The following is a 22,095-nucleotide window of genomic DNA, read 5'->3' on the forward strand; positions in this document are numbered from 1 at the left end:
GGAAACAGCCGGGAACACTGCCCTGCCGGCAGCGGACAAGCGCGGCCTGCTCAGGCGTTGCGGCAGGCGGGCACGCCCATGCGGATGATCTCGCGGCCGCTGATCTTGTGGACCCCGGAAATCCGGTTGCGGCCTTCTGCCATGAACCAGTTCTTTAGCGGCGCCGGATAATATTGCGCCATCACCCGGCTGAAGTAGTCGAATTTCTCCTGCGTCAGGCGGCGTCCGCCGCGCGAGGGGCCGTGGAAGCCGAAAGTGGTGGCCGGGTCGACGCAGGCGCCCGGCAGCCCGAGGAACATGGTGCAGGTGGAATAGCAGACCTTGCCGCGGATCTCGACCCGGACGCCGTTTTGCTGCAGGTTCTTCAGCTCGATCAGCCGGTCATGCAGATAACCGCCGCGGTCGCTGCCGACCACATAGGTCTGCTGGGCGGCGGCGGCAGAGGGCTGCAGCGCCATCAGCGCCAGGCCCAGCACGGCGGCGGCTTTTGCACCGGAGTGAATCAGGGTGCGGCGGACGGAGCGGCGGCGGCCAATTAGGGCGGCGGCGGAAGATGCGATGTTCTGTGCCAGCATGGTCAGGCCTCCAAAGCGTTAACGGGCGTTGGAGACTGATTAAGAAAGCGTTGCGCACTGACCGGGCTGGAGATGTGGCAAAAATTAGTACATTATCAACACTTTAGGTCTCATGTTAGGAAAATTTTAAGGATCTGCGCCCACAGGCCGCCTGGAGTGTGGACCTGCCTATGAGGCCTAAAGGGCCGAATTGGGCCTTGCTGGCCCGATCCCTTCGAGAGGGCTGAGCCGAATGCCCGTCTGTGTACCGCGGCAGCGCCAATTCAGACTATTTGAGGTTCGGAATTGCCCCTGCCGCTAACGGCGGGGGTTTTCAAACGACGGTTTTGGGAGATTACGTCCGGCGATTACATTGTTCTGCTGTTCTGGTGGGATTTGATCGGCAACATGGGAGCATCTCCGTCGTTGCTGCTGGTGATCTCGTCAGCCCGCACTTCCAGTGTTCCCTCGTCGATCCGAAGGTGCATCTTGCGCCAAATACGGCGTTTGGGACCACCATGCTTGCCGGCATTCCATTCACCTTCGCCCTCGGCTTTGATGCCGGTGCTATCGATCAGGAGGTTCAATGGACCGAGGGAACCGCGATACTGGAGGTTCACGTTCCGCGCCTTCTGACGACGGCACAGCGTGCTGAAGTCCGGAACAGACCAAATCGACGCAATAGGCTCGCGACGAAGCCGGTCGTTTGCCTCAGCGGTAATCCAAACAGCACCTTCATGGCCAGACAGGACTGGATCGCCGCATCGCAAAAGCGCTGTTGTCGACCGCTCTGCCGCTTGGTGGTGGTGTCCAGGTCATCTCAGGATCGAACCAGATTGTCAGCGATCCGCGCCGCTTCAGCGCATCATTGCAGGACGAGCAGTTCGTGGTCTGGTACTTCGTAGGGACCCAAATGCTCATGCCTTTCAGCTATCATGCTGGATCCGTGACATGAATCCCCAGTACCAATTTTGTGCAACTTCAAAAATTAACTGCGATCGGGAATAGGTTTTGCTTCTTTGAGATCTTCTCGCACAGTCCTCTTTCCGCTTTCATCGTAATAGAAAGAGAAGCCACATCCCTCTATCAAGTTGATTATCTCCCAAAACGTGTCGTCGTCCATTTGGTCGAAAATCGCCTCAAACAGATCGGCATTTGGTGATGGATTGAGCCTTGAAAGATGTTCCCGCTGAACTAGTTCGCGTGCTGTAGGAACGTTTTGCAAAGGTGCCTTCGGGAGCTGCATCCTTGGCATTGGCGCCCCATCGATAATCTGGAACACATTTGTTGTGCTACAATCATTCTCTTTTGGCATGTGATTACTCCAGTAAGACTACTTCCAAATTTGGCGCCTATTTTGTGGCAGCATACAACGCCTGTAATCTTCCAGTGTTTTTGGCACATCAATAAATTGCTCCTGCCGATGCTCGGTCGGAGAAGGAAGTGACGACCTCTTATTTTTCGCATCTACTTCTTATTGGCTAACCAAACCCAACCACACAACAAGCATTTCTGCCAAAGCCTTAAGCACTGGTAAACCTCCGATTCATTTTACGAAAGTTTTTGGGTTTTCAGCGGAAGCTTCCCCTGAGCATGGCTTTCCTCTGCAAAAGGAGTTGACGCCCGTAGCTCCCCTCCCTCAGACGGACGTGTCATGCTGACTCAGTGACGGGGACCCCTCTCGGCATTCGCGCCATAAAGCCTAGACAAAGAGAAGCACCATTGTTTTCAAAATAGAAACGTCACGCCATTCGCCGCGCCCCCAAAACCTTCAACAGTAACCGAATCCGTCATTTCTGAAGGAAATTTTTACCCAGCTACCCTGATTTCAAGCTGAGCTTTAGTGAATTTGTAATTTTTAAAAATTTATTGTTTCCAATTTGTTATCTCGACCTGCTCAAGATGAAAGCTGTGGTTGAGAGGTGTTGTTATGATCAGTGTGTCGGTTAACCAAGAATACTGGAACGCATTCGGACCAGATCAGTTTGGCGGAAATTTTCTCTTTATGAGAGATCGCCTTGGTGAAAATGGAACCTTCGATGAACTCTCTGCCGAGTTGGGGGTAGAAACACTGCGTTATCCTGGCGGGGCTATCACAGAGCGACTATTTGATATCAACGATCCAAACCGGGTGATCGGCTACGATGACGCTGAAGATGAAATGGAAGAACTCGTACCTTTATCCGAATTTTTGGCGTTTTCCGGGAAGGCTGGCCACTCAGTTACAATTGTTCTTCCAACGCGAAATTTTTTATCTGAGCGCACAGACGTCAATGGGAACAGATATCCTGATTTCGATCACGGTGAACTCACCAAGTTTATTCAGGACGTTGCAACCGGAGTTCATGGCGTTGCCGAAATCAAAGCATTCGAAATCGGCAATGAATACTGGGACGGGGGGCAGATGTCCTCTGTGGAGTACGGAAGACTAGCAAGCGAGATGAGCGTTGTCGTAGATGAAGCATTAGCCTCCATTGAGGGGGAATTCCCCCAGGCGCAGGACATTGAAATTGTTGTGCAATCCGCAACAAACTTCAATCACGCCAAGCTGGATGACCAGTATTCTGATCTGGAAACACCTCAAGAGATGCTGCAGCAACTGGCCCAAGATTACGAAGTGGAGCTCGGTGAAAGGTTCCTGAACGGTTCCGGTGATGTCAATTGGGCGGCGGTAAATGACGAGCTACTTCGAAACGAGTTCAGCGACACAGAGTTCGCGTCGATAGATGGCGTCGTTGCCCACATTTATTCCCGAGGTCCCGAACTCCCCGTTCATCGTGATTTCTCTCTGAAAAAAATTCAGCGGGGCTGGGAAGAGCGGGATCCAGATTTGAAAAAGTACGTCACAGAATGGAACCAAAAATCTACTGACAGTCTTGATGAAGAAAACGACTACGGTCTGAAACAGGCGCATGAGATCCTAAACATTATGGAGGAGTTCTCGGAGCACGATGTGGATACCGCTCACGTCTGGCCGCTTCTCCAGAACACAAGAAATACTCTCAGTCATGGCTTTGAGCATGAAGAACTTACACCGGCTGGTGAGATGTTCCGGCTTATGGAGGAGGCACTTCCTGGAACTCGTCCACTTGACCTATTTGGGTCAGAAAGTGACCAGAACGAATTGTCGCTTGAACAAGTCGACCTTCATGCATTTGCCTCACCTGAGAAACTTGTTTTGTTCGTCGCTTCAAAAACAGATGAGGTTTCCTCCACGATTTTGGACTTGAACGGATTGCTTACGTCCGGTGATGAGATCTCTGTCTCCTGCTTAGGTGTGGAAGATGGTGACAATCCTGGTAGCAGACACGCAGATGCTTTCTTGGACACGCCGTCAGAAAGCGAAGTTGAAACTGAGATCTACGTTGAAGGACACCTTCGCGCTGACCTGGATGGATTTGAAATTATGAGAGTGGTTATCGATCGCCCACAGTGGTCGCCTGCCATGGAGGAGTATTGGGCCAGACTGGATGATGCGCCAGACGATTCCGATGATCCCATAATCCCAGACGTCGATGAAGATGACGCGCCCGATCCTACAGAAGAATCGGAAGAAGACGGTGACGATGGGGGATTTGGAGCTCTCCTAGGGGCTCTCGCGATAGTCCCGATACTGATGCTCATGCTCTAAATAGCCAGAGAATGCTTTGCTGGTTCTCAATCAGCCTTTGCAGAGAACCTGGTCCTGTCACGTTTGTATGTTGCTTCCAGTTCTCATTTACGCGGCTTGAGCCTCGAAGTTCCACATGGCAGCTCCGGACCAACAGCATCAGTTTACTCAATAATGTAACCGTGACTTTGCAAGGGTCGCTATCTGCAGGCCGCTGCGCCAACGTCGCTCGCAGCATGAACCAGGGCCGGCTCAAATTCATAGGTGTCCGCTATTCGGGAAATTGTCCTGAGACCTTTGCGCGCGCAGCAGAGCACACGCCACGCTGAGTTCCTTCACGGCGCGGTAAAGAGCCAAACAACAATGTTCTGTATCACCCCTGCAGGCTAAGCAAGCGGGGACTATTTGGAGAAAGTGTGGACCGCCGTATGGGCTGGCATATTACCTCTGTCTGCGCTAGAAATTTTACTGAGGTCAGCGACTTCAGGAGAAGCCAGCCACTCGGCCATCCATATTTTATATTTGTTTTCATAGGTATAAATGGTGATGTGGCCGGTCATATAAAAACACTCTTCGGCGGCTTGCTGCGTGCCGAGTTTTGCCGGTACCGGCCAGGCGGGATCAGAGCAGGCCGAAATCCATGGCGGCAATGGCGGCGGTGGCAATTAGGGCATTAGCCAGCATATGCGCCTGCACCGCGCCGCCGGGGCGGCGGGTCCGCAGATACAGCAACCCGAAGATGATCCCCGCCCCTGCCCCCGCCAGCCAGCGGTCGTGCAGCGCGGCAAACAGCAGGCTGCTGACCGCCAGCCCGGCCAGGCGCCGCCAGGCGGGCGCGCCGGGTGCGTCGGCGATGCGCTCCAGCACATAGGCGCGGAAGAACAGTTCTTCGATCACCGGCACCAGGAGCACCGTGCCCAGCAGGCGGCAGGCAATCCAGAACAGATCCGGCGCCGCGGCGGTGCTGCTGCCGCCGCTCTCCGGCGCCGTCCACAGCCACAGCACTGCCACCGCGGCACCCGCCAGCCAGTCCAGCGGCCCGGCGCGCCAGTTGAACACCTTCAGCGCGGGCCAGAACAGCGTCAGCCCCAGCAGCATCAATGCCGCCCGCAGCGGGTAGCCATCGGAGGGGACCTCCCAGAACAGAGGTGTCAGCGTGCCGCTGATCATGAAGAGGATGAAGGGCACGATGCGGGCAAACAGCGGATCCGCGGCCAGGGACGAGGCGGCCCCCGGGGCCTTCGCCGCGGCCGTTTTTTGAAACAGCGCCATGTTGTGGGCGGCAATCAGGATGGCAATCGCCAGAAGGGAAAACACCAGCCAGCCGGCGTAGGAATGAAAGCCCTCCACCGCCAGCTCCGGCGAGACAAAGGCGCCGAGCCAGACCAGCACCGAGATGCGGAGGACATTGAAGAGCCAGCTCAGCAGAAGGGCTGCGGGGAACAGCAGCAGCCAATAGGGTTTCAGGCGCAGGCTGCCGATGGAGAGAAGCGCATAGCCACTCATGAAGAGCGTAATCAGGGCCAAGCCCTCAATCCCGGAGCATGGATCGCCAACCCGGACAGCAAAATCATTCAGGGCAAAAATACGATCTTCCGGCAGGCTTCTGACATCTGCGTGAAAAACTGACAGGACATGGCCAACAGCCGTAAAGGTGAGCCGGGTCAGGAGATGATTGTCGCCCCAGAGGAACCCGGTTGCATCAACGATATCCGGCAGCGCAAAGAAGGCCGCTAGGGTGGCCGGTAGGAACAGGCCGCTTGCGAACAACCCCTGCCGCCAGGCCCGGAGCGGCATCAGCCACAGCAGCGCCCCCAGGGCGGTACAAAAAGCGCCGAGCAGAAAGACAGGTGCCACCAATAGAAACTGCGCCTCCAACTCCGCAAAGGGCACCCGCCAGAGCGGCGCAAAGAGCAGCGCCAGGCCTGCAAAATGCAGCAGGGCAGCTTGCGGGCGGACCGCTGAGGCGGCGGCACCGGACAGGGCTGCCTGCCATAGGGATGGCTTCAGCGCCGCCGCAAACACCAGAGCCAGGCTAACATAGACCGCACGCACCGGCAGGGAGGTCATCCAGAAACACAAGCCCGGCGCCGCGGTTTCAGCGCAGGAGAACACCTCCCGGTATTGAAAGACAGACCGGATGGCATAAACTTCCGCCAGCATGATGATCGCAAAGACCGCCAGCCGGGGAAGGAGCGGTCTTGAAAGAATAGCCCGCATCGAACGCCTCTGCCTGCTTTTTCCCGGCACCATAAGCTAAACACGAGCCTTTTGTGTAGAGTACGCGGCTTGGCCCTAATTTTCCGAGGCCACCGAATAGTCCGTTGCTATCTCAGGAACCGTTGGCTTCCATTTTTAGGAGCACCCTTCTAGCAGAAATCAGCTTGCACCAACTCCTGAACCCGCGCCCTTCTGGAGATTGCATCCCAGCACACCTTTTAAACCGTATGATGAATTTTTTGCTGCACCTCGCCCCTGAGACTTGTCAGTGCGGCAGGCATTCACTAGGACCGGAGGCAAGCGAACTTTGACTGAGTATTTAATCATGTTGATTACCCCCGTCCTCCTGTGCGGAGGCTCCGGAACCCGTTTGTGGCCGCTGTCGCGCAAGAGCTACCCTAAGCAGTTCGTGCCCCTGATGGGCGAGGAGACCCTGTTCCAGGCCTCGGCCCGACGGCTGGCCGGGCAGACGGGCAGCCTGCGCTTTGCCGCGCCGGTGGTGCTGACCAACGCCGATTTCCGCTTCATCGTCACTGAGCAGCTACAGACCATCGGCATCGACCCTGGTGCCATCCTGATCGAGCCGGAGGGCCGCAACACCGCGCCCGCGGTGCTGGCCGCCACCCTGCGCGCGCAGGCCGTGGACCCCGATGCGGTGCTCCTGGTGGCCCCCTCGGACCATGTGGTGCCGGACACCGCCGCCTTCCACGCCGCCGTGGCCAAGGGCCTTGAGGCGGTGGCGGAGGGTCAGTTGGTCACTTTCGGCATCACGCCAACCCACGCCGAAACCGCCTATGGCTATCTTGAGCTTGCCGCCGCGCCAGAGACCGGGGGCGCGCCGGACGGCGCCGCGGTGCCGCTCAAGCAGTTCGTCGAAAAACCCGATGCCGCCCGCGCCGCCGAAATGCTGGCGGCGGGCAGTTTCAAATGGAATGCGGGCATTTTCCTGTTCCGCGCCGCCGATATGATCGCCGCCTTCCAGGCTCATGCGCCGGCCCTCATTGCACCGGTGCAGGCGGCGCTGGATCAGGCCAAACCTGACCTCGGCTTCCTGCGTCTGGCGCCGGAACCCTGGAGCGGCGCCGAGGATATCTCGATCGACTATGCGGTGATGGAAAAGGCGGACAATCTTTCGGTGGTGCCGTTTGATGCCGCCTGGTCCGACCTGGGCGGCTGGGATGCGGTCTGGCGCGAAAGCCCCCCGGATGCCCAGGGCGTTGTGACCAGCGGCGGCGCCACCGCGATCGGCTGCCGCGACACGCTGTTGCGCGCGGACAGCGAGCGGCTGGAACTGGTCGGCATCGGGCTTGAGAACATCATGGCGGTGGCGATGAATGACGCGGTGCTGGTCGCCGACAAATCCCGCGCCCAGGATGTGAAACTGGCGGTGGCGGCACTCAAGGCCAAACACGCGCCCCAAGCCACCCAGTTCCCCAAGGACCACCGCCCTTGGGGCTGGTTCGAGAGCTTGGCGGTGGGCGAGCGGTTCCAGGTGAAGCGGATCCTTGTGCATCCCGGCGCCGCGCTCAGCTTGCAAAGCCACGTTCACCGCTCCGAGCATTGGATCGTGGTCGAGGGCACGGCCAAGGTCACTGTGGACGGGGTGGAAAAACTGGTAACCGAGAACGAGAGCATCTATGTGCCGCTGGGCGCCGTCCACCGGATGGAAAACCCCGGCAAGGTGCCGATGGTGCTAATTGAGGTGCAGACCGGCGCTTATGTGGGCGAGGATGACATCGTGCGCTACGAGGACGTCTATGCCAGAGGGTGAGGTGAGGCTTGATATCCGGCCCATCAGCATTCTGGCGGGTCAAAACTGAGGAATAGTGGATAGATTTATGAGTGTGCAGGCAGATCAATTTCCCCCGGTGTTGTCTACACAGACAGCAGTTCTCACCACTCTCTACGAAAACGATAGCCTTGAGCAGTTTGACATAGCTGTCGGATCAATCGAAGCACAAGCCGGTTTCGGGGCTTACACCCGGATCTATCTGTGCTGCGATGGCCCGTTGCCTACTAGGCATGAGTCTTGGCTGGAGCAGAATGCAAGCAGATTCTACAAGATCGTCCGGAACGCGCAGAATGAAGGGCTGGCTAAATCACTCAATGCCCTCCTGGAAGTGCTAGAGGACGAGAGTTTTGTGTTCCGTATGGATGGAGATGATATCTCCCATCCAGAGCGGTTCCGGTCTCAAATCGCATACCTTGAGGCCAATCCGGAGCTTGGACTGATTGGCTGCCAAGTGACTGACATTGACGACTCGGGCAAGCCGTCCGGACAACGCAACTTTCCTCTGTCCCATGACGCTTGCACACGCGCCCTGAGATGCTTGAATCCAGTTCTACATCCGACTTACTGCATGCGTGGCGACGTTGCCCGCGATCCTGCAACGAGATACCCAGTGGCTTTTCTGAGTGAAGATCTCGCATTTCTGGTGACGCTGGTGGAACGCGGCGTGAAAATCGGAAACTGCCCTGACCGAGTGTTCAGCTGGCGCCTCGGCAGCCGATTCTTTGAGCGCCGCAGTTCACTAAAGCGGGGGCTGGCGGAGTTGTACTGGTACAGCCGGGCTATACGAGCCCGCAACGGACTGCTGACAGCAGATTATTGTCTTGCCGTTGCGCGCTTTCTGCTAAGAGTAGCGCCAGCAGGGTTCATGCGGATGATTTATCAGTCCCCGCTGCGCACGAAGGTCATGAACGGGCGGGCGTAGCGCTGGAAATGCCTATTACACATCAGGCGAAACCCTACCGCGCAAAACTGATGCTTGCATCAGCTTTTGTGCTGACACTGCCGTTCTGTGCGATGATCAAACCCGGGCTTCTCGGGAATTTCGACACCAATCTGTCTTTGCTACCTTTTCTGCTGCTGGCACCGCTACTCTTCCTGAATGGCGGTTTGCTCAAGCCTGTCTTGCAGCGGGGGCCAGAAGGGTTCTTCCTCCGCTGTTTCGTGATCATTTTCTTTCTGGTTTCGTTGCTAACTGTATTTCATGGGGCGCTGCTTAGTGCGCAGGGGGTTCAGGGTTACGGGCTGAACCCGGCCCGCAAGGCTATAATTACAAGTATCGTTCCGGTTTTCCTTTCTGTTCTCGTCGTGTTCTGCGTGGCAGTCAGCCAGCTGATGACGGCGCATAGGCTTAACCGTATGATCACGGCGGCATTTTGGATTACAGTCGGCTATACACTGCTCCAGATTGCGTCATCCCAGGTATCTAACCCGCTGTATGACCTTCTGTGGCCGTTGTTCGAGGGAGCCCGGGACAATCTCGGGCTGCCCTATATTGAAAGATTCGGCCGTTTGAATGGGCCAACAATGGAGCCCTCTGAGCTTGCCAAGCTGATGCTGGTGTTCTTCCTGCCCTGGTTTGCGCAGCCGCTGAGCGGCGGCCCTGCTTGGGGAAAGCTCACCATCTGCCTGCTTCTTGGGCTGGCCTCCCTGTCGATCATTGGTGTGGGGATGACGGTGGCCGCAGTGGCAGTGATGCTGACGCGCAGGCATGTGCATGGCCGCACCAAAGTTGTCCTGTTCGTGCTGCTGTTCCTGGCGCTGGTGCCGCTGATGGCGGCAGGCGACATTCTGTTCCAGAGAATTATCGACCGTCTGGCCAATGTGGAATACGATGCCTCCGCAATTATCCGGGCGGTTTATAATCTCACGGCGCTGGAGATTGCCCTGGAGAACCCGGTTTTCGGGATCGGCTGGTCGAACGAGATCTTCTATTTCCCCGAGCGTGTGGCCAAGCTGTCTTTCCTATGGGAAGTGCGGGAGAACCTGGCCAACGGCGATGCGCTGACAGCCAAAAGCCTCTTTTTGCGCTTGCTGATGTATCTGGGCATTCCGATGATGCTGCTGCTGTTGGGGGCCATTCTGATCTGCCTGTTCAGCCGCGGCTATGCGGGGTATCCCTATGACCGCAGCCGGACGCGGCTGACTTTTCTGATATTCGGGCTTTCGGCCTTCATGGATGGCGGCATTCTGACCTCCTTTTACATCTGGGCAGCTCCGGGGTTTTGCATCGGTGTCCAGATGCGCAGCGCGGCACAGCGCAAAGCGCGGCTGCGCGCGGCCCAGGAAGAGCAATATGCCCATGGGTGAGCGGGCCGGAGAGAGGCTGGTCGGCAAGGCGCTTGCCGCGCTTGCATTGCGTGTCCTGGCGGCGGCGGCGACCTATGCAATGGTCATGCTTCTTGGCCGCTGGCTGTCGGTCACGGACTATGGCCGTTTCGTTTCTGTCATCAGCTTTGTGACCCTGATGACGGCGTTTTGCGGCTTGGGTCTGCCGATCAGCCTGTTGCGCTATCTCGGGCAATACAATGCGGCACAGCAGCGGGCCGGGGCCCGTATGGTGATGCGCCATGCTGCGCGCCGGTCGCTGGCTGTCTCATCGGTCTGTGCGGCGGCGGGGATCCTGTGCGGCGGCGGTATCCTGCTGGCTGCGGGCCGGCTCCCGGACGGCGTATTGGGCAGCATTGCTGTTCAGGGCCTTGGGCTGATCTTGCTGCCGGCATTTGTTTCGGTTGAGGTGCATGGCGCGATGCTGAGATCCTTCGGCCGCATCTTCTTGGCTCTGGCGCCGCGCGATGTCATCTGGCGCCTGCTGCTTCTGCCTGCCGGGCTGGCAGTGGCTCTGAGCCTGCCGCCGGGACAGCAGTTTCCGGCTCTTCTGGCTGCGGGGGCGGTGCTGCTGGCGGTGCTGGCTTTGCTGCAGGCCCGGGTCCTGTGGCGGCTGGTGGCAGCGCCTCGGAATGGCAGCACAGGGCAGAGCGCAATCGATCTGGCCGAGGTCTCGAAAACCACCCGCAGCATCTGGGTGACAACTGTTTCTGCCGTCGGGTTCAGCAACCTGGATGTGGTTGCAGTTGCGGTTTTTATCTCGCCGGAACAGGCAGGCCCCTATTTTGCCGCATCGCGCACGGCAGCGCTTGCAGCCTTCACCTTGAACGCCGTCAACACGGTGATCGGACCGCGGATTTCCGCTGCCTATTTCGCAGGTGACCTGGACCGGTTGCGGCGGGAATTGCGGACCGGCGCGAGCCTGGCCTTTGTGCCCGCCCTGGCTGCCTTTGTTCTGGCGCTTGCTTTCGGAGAGCAGCTGCTGGCCTTTCTGGGGCCGGATTTTGTGCCGATGTATCCGGTTCTGGTGATCCTGGCTGCAGGGCATCTGGCCAATGGTATGAGCGGCAGCTGCGGCATGCTGCTGAACATGACCGGACATGAGAAACTGCACGCCAGGATCTCTTTTTGGGCTTTGGCTGCAGGCGTTTGCTGTATTGCGCTTTGCGGCTATGCCTGGGGTGTTCCGGGGATTGCGGCGGGGGCCGGTCTGGGCCTTGCAGGCTTGGAGGCCACGCTTTGGACGGCAGCGCTGCGCAAGACCGGATTTGATGCCTCGGTGCTGTCCTGGCTGCGCAAAGGCTGGCGGGTCACCGGTGCCTGAGCGGCGCCCGGCAGCAAGCGGGGCGGCTGCAGAATCCTGGCTGAGCCAGAGGCGGATACTGCTATTGGACACAACGGATTGGACAGCAGCCAGGCTGCAAGGGATAACGGAAGCATGTTGCGCAAATTGATTGGGGCCAACCCCTACCGGGAACGCAAAGGCGTTTTTTCAACAGCCGCCAAAGGGCTGCAGATGGCTGTTGCATCTGCGGAACTGCTGATGGTGCTTTACCTGCCGCCTTACCGGGCGCTGGTACGGGCGCGGATGAAACGGCCGGTCAGCCTGATGGTTGTCGGAGCCCAGAAATCCGGCACCACCTGGGTGCATGCGCAGCTGGAGCGGCAGCAGCTGGCAGCGGTTGCGCAGATCAAGGAATGCCACCATTTCGACCGCGGCCGGATGTGGAGCCTGCAGCGCTATCTGGCCCAGTTCGAAGGGCTGGAGAATGAAGGTCCGGTTGTCGAGGTTGCGCCGGATTACGGCCCGATGCCGCTGTGGCGCATCCGTGCCGTCCGGGCCCTGTTCCCGGACATGAAGGTGGTCTTCATTGCGCGCAATCCGGTGGAGCGCGCTTGGTCCGGTGCCAAGATGGAAACTGCCTTTGATAGGGGCTGGAGCCTGGCCGATGTTCCGGTGCGGGATCTGGCAGGCTACCTATGCCTCAAACGCTCCAGACGCTACAGCGACTATGCCAGCCAGCTGGAGCGCTGGAGCCGGGTGTTCGGCCGCGACAGGCTGCGCGTGTTTCCGTTTGAGCAGATCAGTTCCCAGCCGCAGGAGCTGTTGGAGGCGCTTCTGTCCCACGCCACGGACGGGCGCAGTACTAGGCCGGTCGGGGAGACCACTGCGCAGGTGTTTCCCGGCGAGGACGCGCCAGTTCCCGAGGCCGTGCGCAATCTGCTGCAGCGGATTTATGCACCGGAAATTGATGCTTTTGGCCGGTTTTTGGAGGGGATGCCGGATCATGCCGACTGGCAGCGGGTGCTGACGCAGTGGCACACCCAGGCGGAGAGCCTGACGCTGCCGCCAGACAGCAGCCGGACATTGCTGTATCTGTGCGGCTTTGCGCCGAACCCGGATGCCACATCCTCCGGCCAGAAACTGGCCCGCCAGAAGATCCTGGAAAAGGCCGGCGGCTACAAATCTGTGAGGCTGATGTATTTCATGAATGAGCTGGACCGGCTGGACCAGACAGACATTGAATGGCCAGCCAACGTGCAGGACCTGGGGCAGATCAGCATTTCCAAACCGCTGCGCCTGCTAGGCATGCTGCGCCACCCCTGGCTGCCCGGTTTTGTCTCAGCTCGGCGGCTGGCTGCAAAATCATGCCTGGAGCAGCAGCTCGCCGATCCTGCCCTGACCGATTTCTATGCGGATTTTTCGCAGGGTCTGGCGCCGGTGGACCCCTCCGCCATGCCCCTGTTCCGGTTCCGTCAGCACGATATCGTGTCCAAGCTGTACAGCCGGATGGCGGCTGCTTCCTCAGGGGGCAAACGGCTGTTTTACAGGTTTGAAACCTGGCGCGCTCAGCAGTGGGAGAAACGCACCTGGGGCGCGGTGATGGAGGTCAATACCCTGGCGCATGAGGACGCGGAGATGATCCGCAATACTGTGCCCGGATGCGCCGCTGCCGGTGAACCGGTCCGGGGAACGGTGTTTGTCGACCCGTCAAAGCGGACCGCGGAGACAATTGTGCCTGGCCGCATCGGTTTCTGGGGCAATATGGCCCGTCAGGAGAATGTGGATGCAGTCACGCATATGGCGCGCAGCCTGCTGCCGGCCATCCGCGCGGCCTGCCCCCATGCGCATTTCTGGATCATCGGAGCGCATCCGGCGGATCAGGTGAAGGCGCTTGCCGGCGAGGATGTCCATGTGACGGGGTTCATTGAGGACCCCACCGAGGTGTTTTGTTCCCTGGATATTGCAGTGGCGCCGCTGCGCCTGGGGTCAGGGGTCAAGATCAAGGTTTTCGAGACATTGGACACCGGCATTCCAACCGTTGTTTCCCCGGTCGGGGGGGAAGGCATCGGGGACCATCCGCTGCTGCATGTGGCGCAGGATGATCAGCAGATGATCGATGCCATCCTGCAGCAGCTCCAGCCGGGCCAGGACAGAAAAGCAGGCTAGCCCCTTCTCCATTCCCCTGCACACACGTCTCCGCGCTTAGGCGGGTGTGCGTGCAGGGAACCGGGGCAGCACACGATACAGCCACCTTTCCGTGGCATGGCTCAGGACGATCAGAAGCACCAGGCTGAACGCAAACCCGGCCGGGGAGTGAGAGACCTGCCATTGGATAAGAATGGGAAAATGCAGAAGATAGACAGCATAGGAAATGCTGGCTGCATATCTCGTGGCGGCTCGCGGTAATGCAACCGTTTGGATGATCCGGTTTCCGGGCCTGCTAAAGACAACAAGCACAAAGACCAAAGCAACGATGAAGTGGCGGAACGGGAGCACCGGATACGACCAGATTTTACCGATGCCGGCAAAGGCGCAATTCACGGCCGCAGCTATCGTCAGAACCGCCAGCCACCAAAAGGCAGGGCCTATAGTGGCCCAGCTGCGTCCGCCTTTCAGATAGGACGCGGCGATCATGGCTCCGGTCCACCATATTTGAAAATAAGCGGCGACTGCCAAAAAGTGATGCGGAAAGACGGTGTAGACCGCGAAACAGGCAACGGCCCCGAGCCCAATCAGATGCGAAGCGGCCCGCGGCGCTATTTGCAGAAGCAGCAAGGCGGCGGGAAACATGAGATAAAAAGCGACTTCGTAAGACAGCGACCACAGCGGATCGTTGGCCAGGAAAGGTTCCGTAATCGTTCCGGGCTTGAGCCCCGCGAGATCCTGGAGGGCCAGAATGTTTCCGCCCAAATTGACCCAGTCAAACTCCCTTGCAAAAGTCCCGTTATACTGTGCAACGGCAGCGGAAACACAAAATGCGACCAGGAGAGGGGGGTATATTCTCCTGACCCGGCGGAAAAGATAGCCCCGCAGATCCAGAGCCCTTCCGTGTTCACTGGCATAGATGACAAACCCGCTCATCAGGAAAAAAATGAGAACCGCTTCCTGCCCGAAACGGAACAGGTTCCAGAGGCCATCAAAACCGATAAAGTCTTTTACAACGTGATGCAGCGCAACATAGATGGCTGCTGACGCGCGGGAAAAATCCAAGAAGAGAGACGTGCGCTCTGAAAGGGTGTGGGGCATCTGTGTTATTCTTTATAAATACAGTTTTAGGCCAGGGCGCGGCTTCCGGCTGCACCGCAGGCTCCGGCAGAGCGGCCCGTTTGTGGGTCCGGGCCGCCCGTCGGCAGGTTTTTAATCCGACAGCGCGTTGATCGGCGTGGTGATCAGAGAAGGCGTGATCTGATCGATGGTGCGGCCCCAGCGGGTGACCGGGTTTTCAGCAACAAAGACAATGTCTCCAGGGCGCAGCTCGAACCTGGCGGCTAGCGGCAGATGGGCGGCATTGCGCACATTCAGATGCCAGGCTGTGACCGCACCGAATTCGCGGATGTCGTCAGAGGCGCGCAGCACATAGACCTCGGAGGCATCGCCGGTTTCCTTGGCAATACCGCCGCCGGTGTCAAACAGCGCATCGGCCAGAGTGGCCCGGCGCCCGAAGGGCAGCGTGTAGCGGCCCTGGGTGCGCACCTCGCCGCTGAGATAGACGTAATCCCGCTCCACCGCGTCCAGTTCCACCGCCTGGGTGAAATTCCCGCGGCGCTCTTCCAGGTCGGCGCGGCGCAGGTTGAGCGCAGCCGTCAGCTCTTCAACAGCGGCGCGGCGGCCGGTAATCGTGGTCTGCTGCAGCTGGATCTGCTGGGCAAAATAACGTTCGGCGCGATCGAGGTCGTAATCGGTATCCACAAACACCGAGTCATCCGCCAGCAGGGTAAGGCGCTGCAGAGCGGAGCGGGCATAGAGATCCTCCAGCGGGATCTGGTACATGGCGCCATCGCGGTAGATCCGCACCGAGCTGGTGTCGATATCCGCCACCGAGACGGATCCCGCTGCCGCCAGCGCCTCGCCCAAGGTGAGCGGCGTCAGGGTGATCGGGTAGACGCCAGGCTTGCCGACGGCACCGCCCACCGACACCCGGCGGGAATTGAACTCCGACACCTCCAGGCTGAAGGTCGGGTCGATCTGGCTTTCCACCAGCCGCTGGAACAGCAGCGCCGAGGCCTCATCCACGGTGAGCCCCTCAATGCGCACCCGCCCCACGTCCGGGATATTGATCGCGCCGTCATCCTGCACGGTATAGCCGTTGCGGCTGTTCTGCGCCGCCAGCAGGCCCGAAAGTTCGGCAACCGTGCCCTGCGTCGAGGGGGTGGACAGCGTCACCACATCGCCGGTGCCGATGGTATAGGGGCCGGGGTCAACGCTGGGTGGTGGGTCCAGCCGCAGCCCCTGGCGGCTGCCGTCCTGGGAGGACGGCGCATCAGGCAGCGCGCCCAGGCCGCGCGGGCTGGCGCCGGCGCCGGAGCCCGCAGAGATCCCGAAGACAGCCGGCAGGGTCTTCGGCTGATAGGCGGCGCGGTTGGCAACCAGCACCGTCTCCGGCGTCATTGCCACCACCCGGACCTTGCCGGCCTCCGACACGCCGGCCTTGACGGCTGGGCTGCGGTAGATGGTTGAGCAGCCGGAGGCCAGTCCGGCCAGGGCCAGGGCGCTGAGGGCAAGGGAAATGCGGCGCACGGTGCGTCCTCCAATCAACTTACATTCAATTCTCATCCGGCACCCTTTTCATGAAGAGGTTGCCTAGGAAGCTGCCGGTCCACTGCGAAGACTGCAGCACTGCCCCCTGCCGTATCCAATAGGTATTTGTGAAGCTTTCCGCCAGACCGTGGCAGCGCTCCTCCAGCTTCTGCACAGGTACCGGCACACCGCGCAGGAAGATGGTGTCCGCCCCCGGGCGCGTGACTTCACACCGGTAGGCGTGCAGCTCGATCTGGTCATTGCCGTTGAGAAAGCTGTGAAACCGCTCCACTGTGCCGGGCTGCGCGGCCAGCACCAGATCCACGCTCTGGCTTACATCCGACCCCGCAAGGCCGGAGCCGAAGCCCTTGGCGGAGGTGAGGAAGCCCTGCTCCAGCGTGATGGTGGCGCCATCGGCGGTGAGCCAGGTCTGCACCCCCGCACGTTCGGTTTCCAGCAGCATGACACCGCTCAGGCCGCGGCTCGGAAACCCCACCTCCAGCCGCGGCGGAATCGGCCGGACAGAGGCCAGCGCCGAGGCACGCGGGTGGAACCGGGGCGCATCGGGCTGCAGCGCGCCGCGCAGCAGCTCGAGGTCGTCTTTTGCCTCGCCGCAGGCGAGCAGCAGCAGGGCGGACAGCACGGACCACAGGCGTTTCATCGCATGAACCTTCCCCAGCCCTTGACCAGCTGCTGCGCGCGCGCCTCGCGGGTGACACCATAAAGCCGGTTGCGCACGTTGAGCCGGGCGCCGCCATCGCGCAGCACCGGGCGGATCACCTGGGCCAGCCGGTCGCGCGACGGGCGGCCGGTCAGCCAGGACACCGGGATCTCCAGCCGGATCCCCTTGTCAAAGGAGCCTTCGCCGAAGTCATCAAAGCTCACCGTGGTCAGGGTGAAAAAGGCACCGATCTTGAAACCATTGGCAAATTCCCGGTCCAGCGTGAGCGTGGCGCCGTAATCGCCGGCCAGGTAGCGGCCCGCGTCCACTTGGGCGTGGTAGCCGCCGGGCAGATCGTAATAAGCGGAGACATGGCCGGTGGCGGTGGAATACTCTTGGAATCCGAACAGCACGTCGAAATCGCGCTGGCGCACATAGTTCAGCTCAGCCCCTAGGGCCAGGCGGCTGTTGGCCGGGAACCACAGGATCTCTCCCGACAGCCCGCCATACATGCTTTCCAGATAGCCCAGCGTGGTGCGGGCATAGAGGTTTTCACCGGGCCGCCAGATATATTCCGCGGTCAGATGCTCAATGCGCAGATCGGACTGCTGCGCATAAAGCCCCCAGTCAGAGCGCACCCGCTGGATCACCGAGTTGGACTGGCGCTGGCTGTCGTCCAGGTTGCCGGCCGCGGGCTGGCGCAGCCCGGCTGACAGGGTCAGCCCCGGGGCAGCCGTGTAATCCAGCCCCAGCTGGGCGCCGATCTCATAGCGCAACGGCGCATCTGGATCGAAGAAGGACGCCTGCAGATAGGGGCCGAAGCGGTAGCTGAAATGCGGATAGGCGGCCTCGGTGAAGCCGCCCTTGACCAGAGAGATGCTGTCGGAGACCTCGGCACGGGCAAAGCTGCGCCAGGCGCCGTCCAGGTCATGCTCCAGTTCATAAAGATCATTGCGGGCAATCCGCACCGCGCTGAGCGGCACCCCGTTGGCCATCAACGCAATGTCAAAGCCCTGCACCTGCGTCGGCTGGGTATTGGCCAGCACCCGCGCGGTTCGGCCAATGGCCTGGGCGGCCTGGCCGTAGCGACCGTTTTCCACCCCGATGCGCAGGGTTTCGCCCGCCTCCTCAAGATAGACCAGCCGCAGCCCTTCCTGTTCGAGGCTGCGCGCCAGCGCCTGCTGGCGGCGGGCAGGTGCGGCAGGGCCGTCCGGCAGGTTCCAGCTGGCCAGCGCCACGCGGTCAACCGGCAGCAAGGGCGGCGGCGCCGCCCCCTGCCCGCCCGGCGCCACGCTCTGGCGCGGATCAATGAAATAGCTGTAGTTGACCCCCAGGGTGCTGCCGTACAAGTAGGAGGCGGTTAGCTGTGTGCCATTTTTGAACCGGTACTGGAGGCCGAAGTTGACCGGCGAATTGACCTCAAAGCCGATGCGGCTGCGCTCCTGAGTATAAAGATCCGGCGAATATTCCGCGAGTAGGGTCAGGCGGTCATTGTACTGCCAGCTAGCGCCGCCGAACAAAGCTGCATCGCCGCGGAACCAATTGCCAAAATCCAGCTGGCCGGTGGTCGCAATGCCGCCCGCATTTGCGTCAGGCCGGGTCTTGAAGCGATCAGACAGCATCCCCAGAGGGTTGGAAAAACTGCCACGCCCGACGATCCGGCCCCAACCGATGCCACCGGAGAGTTTCAGCCGCTCCCGGAAAGTCTTAGTGGCCACCAAATATTCCGAGGCGTAGATGCCGGTACCGCCAAAGTCGCGCAGCCCCAGGGCCAGGGCCGGGGATCTGCGGCCTTCCTCGCGCAGCAGGAAGTGAATGTCAAAGCTACGGTCGTAGCGGTTCAGTGCCCCGCCCTGGTCAAAATCTTCGATCACCGCATAGCGGAAGCTGCCATGCACCCAGGGCAGCATCTGAAAGGTCATTGTGGCCCGCAGCGTTCGGTCCAGCATGCCACTGGTGAAGGCCAGGGTGCCATCGGGATACATCTCGGCGGTGGGCGTCTCGATCAGCCCTGGCGTGCCGTAATTCGACGTGGTCTGGGCTGTCAGCGCTGCGGGGGCCGCCAGCATCAGCGCTGCCAGCAGCAAATGCCGTCCCTGAAGTCTCCGTTGTCTCATAACGCTTTTAAAAATCACTTGTCGCCCGCTTCCCCATATCCGTTTTCCGGCTGGCTGTCCCGCAGCCGGGCGGGACCGGATAAAATGTCTCCCGCCTGTGGCGAATCTGCCTGTCTCATTGCGCTTTTGCGCCGCCGCTGCAACCCTTGCTGGCCGCGCAGCGGCGCAGATAGGCCCGGGCCGTCTCCGGAACACCCCGCAAGGGTTGCGACGGCGGCGGAACACCGTAAAAAAAGTGAAGCATGGCGGGCTTTTGCAGCCGTGCGGCATTCTCAGGACAGACCGGGCATGATAGGCTCGCGCCGGATAGGTTTAGGAGATTGACGATGATCCGGATTACCCTCTTAGCACTGGCCCTGTCTGCAACCGGCGTTGCCGCCCAGACGGCCAGCCAGGACAACTGTGAAGAAAACCAGACCAATCAAGACGACGCCTGCACCGGCGCTGTGGTGGACGCCGGAGAAGCCGCCGCAGCGGCGGAAGCGGAAGGCGTCACCGGCTTTGTGCCGCTGATTGCCCCGGCCCTGGGCGCCGCCGCTGCTGCGGCCGGCCTTGCGGCCGCCGCAGGCGGCGGCTCGACCCCCTCCACCACCAGCACCGTCAGCACCAACTGATCCGGTCCTGGCCCCGGCTCACAAGAACGGCGCGTCCCTTGGGGGCGCGCCGTTTCTGCAAGGCAGGCCCCCCGGCCTGCCGCCTCAGCTGGCGTAGTATTTCGAGCCGTAATCACCGTAGCTGTAGCCGTACTGCTTCATCCGGCGGGTGTTGATCTGGCCCAGCACCATCCCGGTCAGGCGCTGGTTGTCGGTGTGGAACAGCCGCAGGGTTTCCTCCACATCCTGCGCGGCGGTGTCATCCCATTTCACCGCCAGCAGCACCGCATCCGCATTGCGCGCGATCAGTCGGGCGTCGGACACGATCAGCACCGGCGGCGTGTCGATCAGAATGATGTCGTAGCCTTGCCGCATCTCCTGCAGGAAGTCCCTGAACCGCTCCGAGGCAAACAGGTCAGCAGCATTGGCCGAGGTCTTCTCCCCCGCCAGGATGTCGCAGCCCAAAAGCGGGTCCTGGAAAATCGCCGCTTCGGCCGGGACATCGCCCGCCAGCACCGAAACGATGCCCTGCGGCGGCACATTGCTGAGCTGGGCGGTCAGGGTCCGGCGCCGGATGTCGCCCTCGACCAGCAGCACCTTCTTGCCGATGCCCACGAAGTTCTGCGCCAGCGCCAGCGCGTTGGTGGTCTTGCCTTCGCCGGGCAGCGAGGAGGTCATCACCACCACCTGCGGCGGCTGGTCCACATTGGACAGCATCAGCGAGGTGCGCAGGTTGCGCACCGCCTCCGCAGTGGCGGATGAGGGTTTTTCGGCCAGGTATTCCAGCACCTTGCGGCGGCCGTTTGCCGGGAACACCGGGATCTGCCCCAGCACGCTGTAGCCGGTCTTGCGCTCCAGCTCCTTGGCCGAGCGATAGCCCTTGCGCCGCGCCTCCAGGAGCAGCACCGCACCCGCCCCCAGCATCAGCCCCAGAATGCCACTCATGGCAAGAACCAGGGATTTCCGCGGGGCAGACGGGAACAGCGGGATCACCGCCCGCGACAACAGTCGGCTGTCGGCTTTCTGGATGCCCTCCTGAGCCGAGGTCTCTTTAAGGCGGGTCAGGAAATACTCATAGAGCAGACGCACCGCTTCCGCTTCGCGGCTGAGTTGCTGCAATGTGATCAGATCCTCGCTCTGCCGGGCAAGCTGGCTGCTCAGCTCGGCTTCCGACTGGACCAGCGTCTGCAGCTGCTGGCCTGCGCGGCGGGCTTCCAGTGCGGCCCTGGCCAGCAGTCGCTGGAACGCGGTGTCAAAGGCAGCCGCACCCGCTTCGGTGTCCGCCTGCGCCAGCAACCGCTGCAGCTGCCGGTCCTGGCTGATCTCCGTCTGCGCCGCGCGTGTCTCTGTGCCGCGCAGCCCGTCATAACGCGCCTGCGCAGTCTCCGCGGCTGATTTAGCCAGAGAAATGCGCTCGCGAAGATCCTTCAGCTGCACCTCCTGCGCCTGCAGCGCCTCTGCTGAGATCAGCGCGGTGCCGGCATTAAATTCACTGGCCTTGGCCTCGGCGGCTTCCAGCTCCGCCTTCAGCTCGGCCACCCGGTCGGTCAGCCAGGTGGTTGCCTGTTCGGTGGCGTCGAATTTCACCTCGATCTGGTTGAGGATATAGAGATCGACGATGGTATCGGCGATCAGCGCCGATTTGCGGGCGGATTCGGTCTCCACGACAACCTGGAACACCAAGGTGTTGGGAACATTGCGCACCGACACCTTGTCCAGCAGGGTAGAGACCACGCTGTCCCGGATTAGCTGCTCGACTAACTCCGGGGGCATTTCCACTCCCGGGCGCTGCAGGCCCAGGAGCGATTTGATCTCCAATTTCACCGTCCAGATCAGGGTCCCCAAGGCAGAAGGCTCCATCAACGTGCCGTTGAACTCTGGATCCTCCATCAGGCTGAGCTTGTCCACGACCTTGGTCATCAGCCCGCGGGATTGCAGCACCTCCAACTCGGAGTTTACTTCGGCATAATCGCCCGACAATCCGCTGACGACGCTTTGCAGATCCACCACACTTTGCTGCTTGGTCTCCAACATCACCACGGCGCTGGAAGTGTAGAGCGGCACCGCGGCCACAAAGGCATAAAAGCCGCCGATGATAATGGTGACCATAGTGGCCAGCAGCATGATCCACTTGCCGCGCCACAAGGTGGCAAACAGGGCGCCAAGATCAATGACGTCGTCTTCCGGTGCATCGCCCGGCG

At 60.5% G+C, this 22,095-nt stretch carries 17 protein-coding genes and 1 pseudogene; 7 read left to right on the forward strand and 11 right to left on the reverse strand.

The window, feature by feature from the left end:
- Positions 1–50: 50 nt before the first annotated feature.
- From RA21_RS04320 to RA21_RS22545, 4 genes and pseudogenes are all read right to left on the reverse strand, one after another.
- Positions 51–575 (reverse strand): hypothetical protein, encoded by a 525-nt coding sequence (locus tag RA21_RS04320; RefSeq protein ID WP_039146715.1) that lies wholly within the window; start codon positions 573–575, stop codon positions 51–53.
- 347 nt (positions 576–922) lie between these two features.
- Positions 923–1,174, reverse strand: coding sequence for a transposase (locus tag RA21_RS23485; RefSeq protein WP_446720191.1), 252 nt, complete (start codon positions 1,172–1,174; stop codon positions 923–925).
- Positions 1,157–1,368: pseudogene (locus tag RA21_RS23490) on the reverse strand (transposase); the annotation flags it as partial. The gene RA21_RS23485 and the pseudogene RA21_RS23490, both read right to left, overlap by 18 nt.
- 174 nt (positions 1,369–1,542) lie before the next feature.
- Positions 1,543–1,869, reverse strand: a complete 327-nt coding sequence (locus RA21_RS22545; RefSeq protein ID WP_152610486.1) for a hypothetical protein — start codon at positions 1,867–1,869, stop codon at positions 1,543–1,545.
- A 615-nt stretch (positions 1,870–2,484) separates the two neighbouring features.
- Here RA21_RS22545 and RA21_RS04330 point away from each other — a divergent pair.
- Positions 2,485–4,185, forward strand: coding sequence for a hypothetical protein (locus RA21_RS04330; protein WP_052257591.1), 1,701 nt, complete (start codon positions 2,485–2,487; stop codon positions 4,183–4,185).
- Positions 4,186–4,565: 380 nt separating this feature from the next.
- Here the strand turns inward: RA21_RS04330 and RA21_RS22965 are convergent, their stop codons facing one another.
- Both RA21_RS22965 and xrtE read right to left on the reverse strand, forming a co-directional pair.
- Positions 4,566–4,814: a hypothetical protein gene (locus RA21_RS22965; protein ID WP_206540041.1), complete on the reverse strand. Its 249-nt coding sequence runs from the start codon at positions 4,812–4,814 to the stop codon at positions 4,566–4,568.
- Positions 4,786–6,327: an exosortase E/protease, VPEID-CTERM system gene (gene xrtE, locus RA21_RS04335; RefSeq protein ID WP_241483471.1), complete on the reverse strand. Its 1,542-nt coding sequence runs from the start codon at positions 6,325–6,327 to the stop codon at positions 4,786–4,788. The genes RA21_RS22965 and xrtE overlap by 29 nt, the downstream gene beginning before the upstream one ends.
- Before the next feature lie 382 nt (positions 6,328–6,709).
- On the opposite strand from xrtE, the gene RA21_RS04340 reads away from it, so the two are divergent.
- From RA21_RS04340 to RA21_RS21945, 5 genes are all read left to right on the forward strand, one after another.
- The gene (locus RA21_RS04340; RefSeq protein ID WP_039146721.1) at positions 6,710–8,155 is read left to right on the forward strand and encodes a mannose-1-phosphate guanylyltransferase/mannose-6-phosphate isomerase; all 1,446 of its coding nucleotides are present in this window, start codon (positions 6,710–6,712) and stop codon (positions 8,153–8,155) included.
- Positions 8,156–8,222: 67 nt separating this feature from the next.
- Positions 8,223–9,098 carry a glycosyltransferase gene (locus RA21_RS04345; RefSeq protein WP_039146724.1) on the forward strand — a complete coding sequence of 292 codons (876 nt, stop codon included), beginning with the start codon at positions 8,223–8,225 and terminating at the stop codon, positions 9,096–9,098.
- Positions 9,099–9,190: 92 nt separating this feature from the next.
- Positions 9,191–10,483, forward strand: coding sequence for a hypothetical protein (locus RA21_RS22970; RefSeq protein WP_206540042.1), 1,293 nt, complete (start codon positions 9,191–9,193; stop codon positions 10,481–10,483).
- Positions 10,470–11,825, forward strand: coding sequence for a lipopolysaccharide biosynthesis protein (locus tag RA21_RS04355; RefSeq protein ID WP_152610488.1), 1,356 nt, complete (start codon positions 10,470–10,472; stop codon positions 11,823–11,825). Before RA21_RS22970 ends, RA21_RS04355 begins: the two co-directional genes overlap by 14 nt.
- Positions 11,826–12,017: 192 nt before the next feature.
- Positions 12,018–13,952: a glycosyltransferase gene (locus RA21_RS21945; protein WP_193748048.1), complete on the forward strand. Its 1,935-nt coding sequence runs from the start codon at positions 12,018–12,020 to the stop codon at positions 13,950–13,952.
- Between the two features lie 36 nt (positions 13,953–13,988).
- Here RA21_RS21945 and RA21_RS04365 read toward each other — a convergent pair whose 3' ends face one another.
- The 4 genes from RA21_RS04365 to RA21_RS04380 form a co-directional block, all read right to left on the reverse strand.
- Positions 13,989–15,032, reverse strand: coding sequence for an acyltransferase family protein (locus RA21_RS04365; protein ID WP_052257593.1), 1,044 nt, complete (start codon positions 15,030–15,032; stop codon positions 13,989–13,991).
- 111 nt (positions 15,033–15,143) lie between these two features.
- Positions 15,144–16,523 (reverse strand): polysaccharide biosynthesis/export family protein, encoded by a 1,380-nt coding sequence (locus tag RA21_RS04370; RefSeq protein WP_193748049.1) that lies wholly within the window; start codon positions 16,521–16,523, stop codon positions 15,144–15,146.
- Positions 16,524–16,548: 25 nt separating this feature from the next.
- Complete coding sequence (locus RA21_RS04375; RefSeq protein ID WP_039146730.1) at positions 16,549–17,184, reverse strand: YjbF family lipoprotein; 636 nt, start codon at positions 17,182–17,184, stop codon at positions 16,549–16,551.
- The gene (locus tag RA21_RS04380) at positions 17,181–19,301 is read right to left on the reverse strand and encodes a YjbH domain-containing protein (RefSeq protein WP_241483472.1); all 2,121 of its coding nucleotides are present in this window, start codon (positions 19,299–19,301) and stop codon (positions 17,181–17,183) included. The genes RA21_RS04375 and RA21_RS04380 overlap by 4 nt, the downstream gene beginning before the upstream one ends.
- Before the next feature lie 326 nt (positions 19,302–19,627).
- Between RA21_RS04380 and RA21_RS04385 the strand changes: the two genes are divergently transcribed.
- Positions 19,628–19,915 carry a hypothetical protein gene (locus RA21_RS04385; protein WP_039146733.1) on the forward strand — a complete coding sequence of 96 codons (288 nt, stop codon included), beginning with the start codon at positions 19,628–19,630 and terminating at the stop codon, positions 19,913–19,915.
- 84 nt (positions 19,916–19,999) lie between these two features.
- On the opposite strand, the gene RA21_RS04390 is transcribed toward RA21_RS04385, so the two are convergent.
- Positions 20,000–22,095: polysaccharide biosynthesis tyrosine autokinase (locus RA21_RS04390; RefSeq protein ID WP_039146736.1), on the reverse strand; the 2,096-nt coding region annotated here is incomplete at its 5' end.

It is taken from the genome of Leisingera sp. ANG-DT, from assembly GCF_000813785.1.
Taxonomy (GTDB): Bacteria; Pseudomonadota; Alphaproteobacteria; order Rhodobacterales; family Rhodobacteraceae; genus Leisingera.